Origin of the sequence: Lentzea indica, assembly GCF_012184385.1 — a bacterium.
GTDB classification, from domain to species: Bacteria; Actinomycetota; Actinomycetes; order Mycobacteriales; family Pseudonocardiaceae; genus Lentzea; species Lentzea indica.
Genome location: NZ_VSRL01000383.1, coordinates 1 through 6,172, shown reverse-complemented (window position 1 = coordinate 6,172; position 6,172 = coordinate 1). Strand labels below are relative to the sequence as shown.

Annotated in this window: 2 protein-coding genes; both read right to left on the bottom strand. The window is 67.6% G+C overall.

Annotated features, from left to right (window positions below; all coding sequences use genetic code 11):
- On the bottom strand, nt 1–985 hold a 985-nt coding region (locus tag FXN61_RS56820), incomplete at its 3' end, for an AMP-binding enzyme (protein ID WP_167980191.1).
- A partial coding sequence (locus tag FXN61_RS46440; RefSeq protein WP_167980190.1) for a condensation domain-containing protein occupies nt 919–6,172 on the bottom strand: 5,254 nt, incomplete at its 5' end. The genes FXN61_RS56820 and FXN61_RS46440, both read right to left, overlap by 67 nt.

Genomic DNA, 6,172 nt, shown 5'->3' with positions numbered 1-6,172 from the left:
GCAGCAGACCGGTGGCCTCGATGCCGGCGTTGTGCTGGCTCTCCGGTGTGAACCGGATGCGCAGCGCATCGTGATGCGCCACCACGGCATCGAGCGCCACCGCGAGGCGATCGGGATCGGTGCCAGGCGCCAGCTCGAACATGCCCGACCAGTTCCAGTGATCGCGATCAGGAATGTCCTGAGCCAGGAACCAACGCTGAATCGGCGTCAGCGGCACAGGGCCGGTCACGACACCCTGCTCGGCAAGCGTCGCCGCAGGGGCGTCACGCACCACTGGCGCCAACTCGGCTACTGACTGATGGGCGAACACGTCGGCCACATCGATACCGAGTCCGGCGGCGCGAGCCCGAGCCACGATCTGCAAGCTCAGGATGGAGTCGCCACCGAGCTCGAAGAAGTTGTCGTGCACACCGACGCGCTCGACACCCAGCACACCGCTCCACACCGCCGCCAGCGTTTCTTCGACAGCGGTTCGGGGCGCGACATAAGCCTCACCGACCGTCTCCGGCTCCGGGTCGGGCAGCCCGCGACGGTCGACCTTCCCATTGGGAGTGAGAGGCAACCGATCCAACGCCACGAACACCGACGGCACAAGGTAATCCGGCACCCGCTCACGCAACCAAGCCCGCAACACCGTCGCGCTGAACTCGCCTTCCGCGACAACGTACGCGACGAGACGCTTGCCGCCGTGCGGACCACCATCACGAGCGACGACAACGACATCACGCACGTCCGGGTGGTCGCCGATGACGACCTCGACCTCACCCGGCTCGACCCGGTAACCACGGATCTTCACCTGCTCGTCGACGCGGCCGAGGAACTCGATCGTCCCGTCCGCACGCCACCGAGCCCGGTCACCAGTGCGGTACAACCGGCCACCGGCCTCGCCGAACACATCGGGAACGAACCGTTCGGCGGTCAGATCCGGCCGCCCCACATAACCCTGAGCAAGACCAGGACCACCGACCAGCAGCTCACCCGGCACGCCAACCGGCACCGGCCGCAACGACCATCCACCACAAACGCCTGAGCACCCGCGAGCGGAGTTCCGATAGGCACCACGGCGGCAGGATGCTCCTCGCCGACCGGGTGGAAGATCGAGTCGATCGCCGCCTCGGTCACACCGAACACGTTGCCCGGCACCGCATTCGGCGCCACCTCAGCCACCGCTCCCGTGAGCGCATCGTGAGTCCACATGTCCGTGCCCGAGATGACCAGGCGCAGCGACGTGACCGGACCTGCCTCACGGCAGTGCGCGGCCAGGTCGCGCAGCAACATGCCGGGCACGATCTCCGCGATCTCGACCTCGTGGTCGACCAACGTGCGGTGCAACGACTCCACGGTCACGTGCTCGTCGTGCGGCAGGAACACCACGCGCTGGCCGAACGCCAGAGCACGCGTCATATCCCCGATCGACACGTCAAAGCCCGGACCCGACATCGACAACACCGTGCCCGGACCACCCAACACGGCGAGCCCGTCGCGCCAGCCGGCCACGTATGCCGAGAGCGCGGCATGGGTCACCGCGACTCCCTTGGGCCGCCCGGTCGATCCCGACGTGTAGGCGATGTACGCCAACGCGTTGGGGTCGATGCGCACCGGCGGCGCGTCGGAAACCGAAGATGCGTCGTCCAGGGCCAGGACTTCGCCGGTGAAGCCGGAAAGATCGCTGGCCAGGGCCGTGGTCGTGACCGCGGCTACCGCACCCGCGTCGGCCAGCAGGAATGCCAGACGTTCAGCGGGCAGGCCGGGGTTGATCGGCACGTATACGCCACCAGCGCGCAACACAGCCTGGAAGGCCACCGCCAGGTCGATCCCACGCGGCACCAGCACCGCGACCGGCGACTCCACCGTCACACCGGCCTGCTGGAGCCGAGCAGCCACAGCATCGGCCCGAGCACCCAGCTCGGCGAACGTGAGCTGCTCATCGCCGCACACCACAGCGACCTCAGACGAGGCCCATCCGGCGATCAGGTCCGGCACCGGCCGCTCGACTATTGGCGGGGTCGTGCTGCCCCACTCGACGATCTGGACGGCCTGAGCCGGGCGGTGCAGCGGAATGTCCTGGACCGGCAAGTCCGGCCGCTCGGCCACCGCGGTCAACACGACCGTGAGCTGGTCGAGAACGCGTTCGACGGTGACCGCGTCGAACGCGGCCGTGGAGAACTCGGCCTCGATCTTGAGCGTGGTCTCCAGGTCGACCGCGAAGGTGAGCGGGTAGTTGCCCTGCTCCACCGACTCGACGGCGTCGGCCCACTCCTCGCCGGTGTCGGCGGGTGCTTCCTCCTGCGGGTAGTTGCCGAACACGACGATGCTGTCGAACAACGCGCGGCCGTGCGGCACGGCGGACCACCGCTGCACGTCGACCAGCGGGGTGAACTCGAACCGTTGCACCGCAACCTGGTTGCCCCGCAAGTCGTGCAGCCATGAGGTGAACGGCACGTCCTCAGGCACGACCGCCCGGATCGGCAGCGTGTTGATGAACAACCCGACCATCGACTCCACGCCGGCCAAATCAGCCGGACGGCCAGAAACCGTCAGACCGAACACCACGTCGTCCTCGCCCGAGCTCGCGGAGAGGACCTTGGCCCACGCCGCCTGCACGACCGTCGACAACGTGACGCGCTCGCGCCGAGCCAGCTCCACCAGCCTGGCCGTCACGCCGTCGTCCAGATGCGTGCGCCGCCGGTCCTGGTCGTAATGGCTCGCCGCCAACCGATCAGCAGGAAGCGGAGTAGGCGCCTCGAAGCCGTCCAGGTAGGTGCGCCAGAACCCTTCGGTGTCAGCGGGATCGCGCTGATCCAGCCAGGCAATGTAGTCGCGGTACGGACGCGACGGCGGCAACGACTGCCGCTGGTAGGCGACGGACACCTCGTCCATCACCACGGGCAGACTCCACCCGTCGCACAAACCCTGGTACAGGCCCCAAACGAGCCAGTTCTGCCCGTCGCCCCTGTCGACGACGTACAGGCGCATCAACGGCGGCCGGGCGAGGTCGAACCCAAGTGAGCGGTCCTCCTCCAGCAACTCCTGCAACCGCACCTGTTGAGCCGCCTCATCGAGACCCGACCAGTCATGGGCCGTCAACGGCACATCAACGTCGGCCAGCACAATCTGAACCGGCTCGGCCACGCCCTCCCACACAAAGCCACTGCGCAGCGATGCGTGCCGGGCGATCACCTCACGCCACGCCGCCGCGAACCGCTCCACATCGATCGGACCAGCCAGGTCATAGACGCTCTGACCCCAGTACAAGCCATCGACAGGTGAACCCACAACGCCGAACAACATGCCCGACTGCACCGGCGCCAACCGATAAACGTCCACAAGCGACGGACAGCGCTCGGCGAGCCCATCGACCTCGTCCTGCGTCAGCGATGCCAACGGGAAGTCCGACGGCGTGAACCCACCGGCAGCCGACCGGCAATGCGCGACCAGCCCGCGCAAGGCCTCGACATACCGAGCCGCAACCCGTTCAACAGTGGCGGTGTCGTGGCAGTTGGTCGAGTGGAACCACTCGATCGACAACCGCCCATCAGCAGTCTGCTGCACCTCAAGCTGCAACAAGTGCGAGCGCGTTCCGCCCTCACCCTCGCTCGGCCCGGCAAGGTCGCCGTCCAACTCACGACGGATCAACCCGCCCGAGTCATCACCCGCGGCGTCATACGCACCGAGATAGTTGAACAACACCGGCCGATCCGGCGCACCGGCCAAATCGTCCTGCAACCACCGCAGCACGCCATAGCCCACACCACGACGCGGCACCGCACGGAGTTGCTCCTTCACCGCCTTGATCGCCGCCGCCGGATCACGCTGGTTCGTGAGGCGCACCGGGAAGATCGACGTGAACCACCCGACGGTGCGCGACAAGTCCGCACCCTCACGACCGTGGCTCTCCAAGTCGACCGTGACGTGGTCACTGCCGGCCCACTCACCCAACGCCTGGGCCAAGGCCGCCAGCAACAGGTCGTTGCCCTGCGTGCGATACGCCTTGTGCGCCTCGCCGAGCAACGTCGCAGTCGTGTCCGCATCCAGCCACGACTGCACGATCGACTCGGACGCGTCCGTGTTCGGGCCGTTGCCGTCAGCCGGGAGCGGGACCACGTCCGCGGTCGCGCTGATCCAGTGGTCACGTTCGCCACTGGCGTCGTCATCCCGCAGCTGCAACGCCCACTGCTGGAACGACGTCGTCTTCGGTGCGAGCGATCCACCGTGGTAGGCGGTGTCGAGGTCCTCCAGCAACACGTTCCACGACACGCCATCCATCACCAGGTGATGCACAGTCAAACCCAGCCACGCAGGCCGATCACCACGGTCGAAGTAGACAGCCGCCACGAGCGGACCATCCGCCAGACGCAACGACTTCTGCGCCTCAGTCATGTGTGCGACCACAGCCTCGTCATCGGCCACTTCGACGACGCGCATGAACCCGCCGTCGTCGACCGGCGCGTTGTACTGGCTGTCCGCACTGAACCGGATCCGGAGCGCGTCGTGGTGCGCCACGAGGGCGTCAAGTGCCTGTCCAAGCCGGTCCGGATCAGTGCCGGGTGCCAGCTCGAACATGCCCGACCAGTTCCAGTGATCCCGATCCGGAATGTCCTCAGCCAAGAACCAACGCTGAATCGGCGTCAGCGGAACCGGACCGGTCACCACACCCTGCTCGGCAAGCGTCGCCGCCGGGGCGTCACGCACGGCCGGGGCCAACTCGGCCACCGACTGATGGGCGAACACATCCGCCACATCGATACCGAGACCGGCGGCGCGAGCCCGAGCCACGATCTGCAAGCTCAGGATGGAGTCGCCACCGAGCTCGAAGAAGTTGTCGTGCACGCCAACGCGCTCGACACCCAGCACGCCACTCCACACCGCCGCGAGGGTCTCCTCGACAGCAGTACGGGGCGCGACATAAGCCTCACCGACCGTCTCCGGCTCCGGGTCGGGCAGGCCGCGACGGTCAACCTTGCCGTTCGGCGTCAGCGGAAGCCGATCCAGCGCCACGAACACCGACGGCACAAGGTAATCCGGCACACGCTCACGCAACCACGCCCGCAACACCGAACCACTGACGTCCTCGCCCTCGGCGACCACGTAGGCAACCAGGCGCTTGCCACCGTGCGGCCCACCATCACGAGCCACCACAACGACATCACGGACGTCGGGGTGGTCGCCGATGACGACCTCGACCTCACCAGGCTCGACCCGGTAACCACGGATCTTGACCTGCTCGTCCACCCGGCCGAGGAACTCGATGGTCCCGTCTGCCCGCCACCGGGCTCGGTCACCAGTCCGGTAGAGCCGACCGCCAGCCTCGCCGAACACGTCAGGCACGAACCGCTCAGCGGTCAGGTCCGGGCGATCCACATAGCCTTGGGCCAGACCAGGACCGCCAACCAGCAGCTCGCCCTGCACACCCACCGGCACCGGCCGCAACGACCCGTCCACCACGAACGCCTGAGCACCCGCGAGCGGAGTACCGATCGGCACCACGGCGGCAGGATGGTCCTCACCGACCGGGTGGAAGATCGAGTCGATCGCAGCCTCGGTCACACCGAACACGTTGCCCGGCACGGCGTTGGGGGCCACTTCGGCCACCGCGGTGGTGAGCGCGTCGTGGGTCCACAGGTCGGTACCGGAGATCACCAGTCGCAGGCTCTCCACCGGCCCGGCAGTGCGGCAGTGCGCCGCCAGATCGCGCAGGAGCATGCCGGGCACGATCTCCGCGATCGCCACGTCATGCGTGCACAGCGTGCGGTGCAACGACTCCACCGACACGTGCTCGTCGTGCGGCAGGAACACCACGGTCTGACCAAACGCCAGAGCACGCGTCATGTCCCCAATGGACACATCGAAGCCCGGACCTGACATCGACAACACCGGACCAGGCCCACCCAGCTCGGCGAGCCCGTCGCGCCATCCAGCCACGTACGACGACAGTGCGCCATGGGTCACGGCCACGCCCTTGGGCCGGCCGGTCGACCCCGACGTGTAGGCGATGTACGCCAACGCGTTGGGGTCGATGCGCACCGGCAGCACGTCCGAAAGCGGAGATGCGTCGTCCAGGGCCAGGACTTCGCCGACGAAGCCAACCAGCTCGCCGGCCAAGGCCGTGGTCGTGACCGCGGCGACCACACCCGCATCAGCCAGGAGGAACGCGAGACGTTCAGCGGGCAGG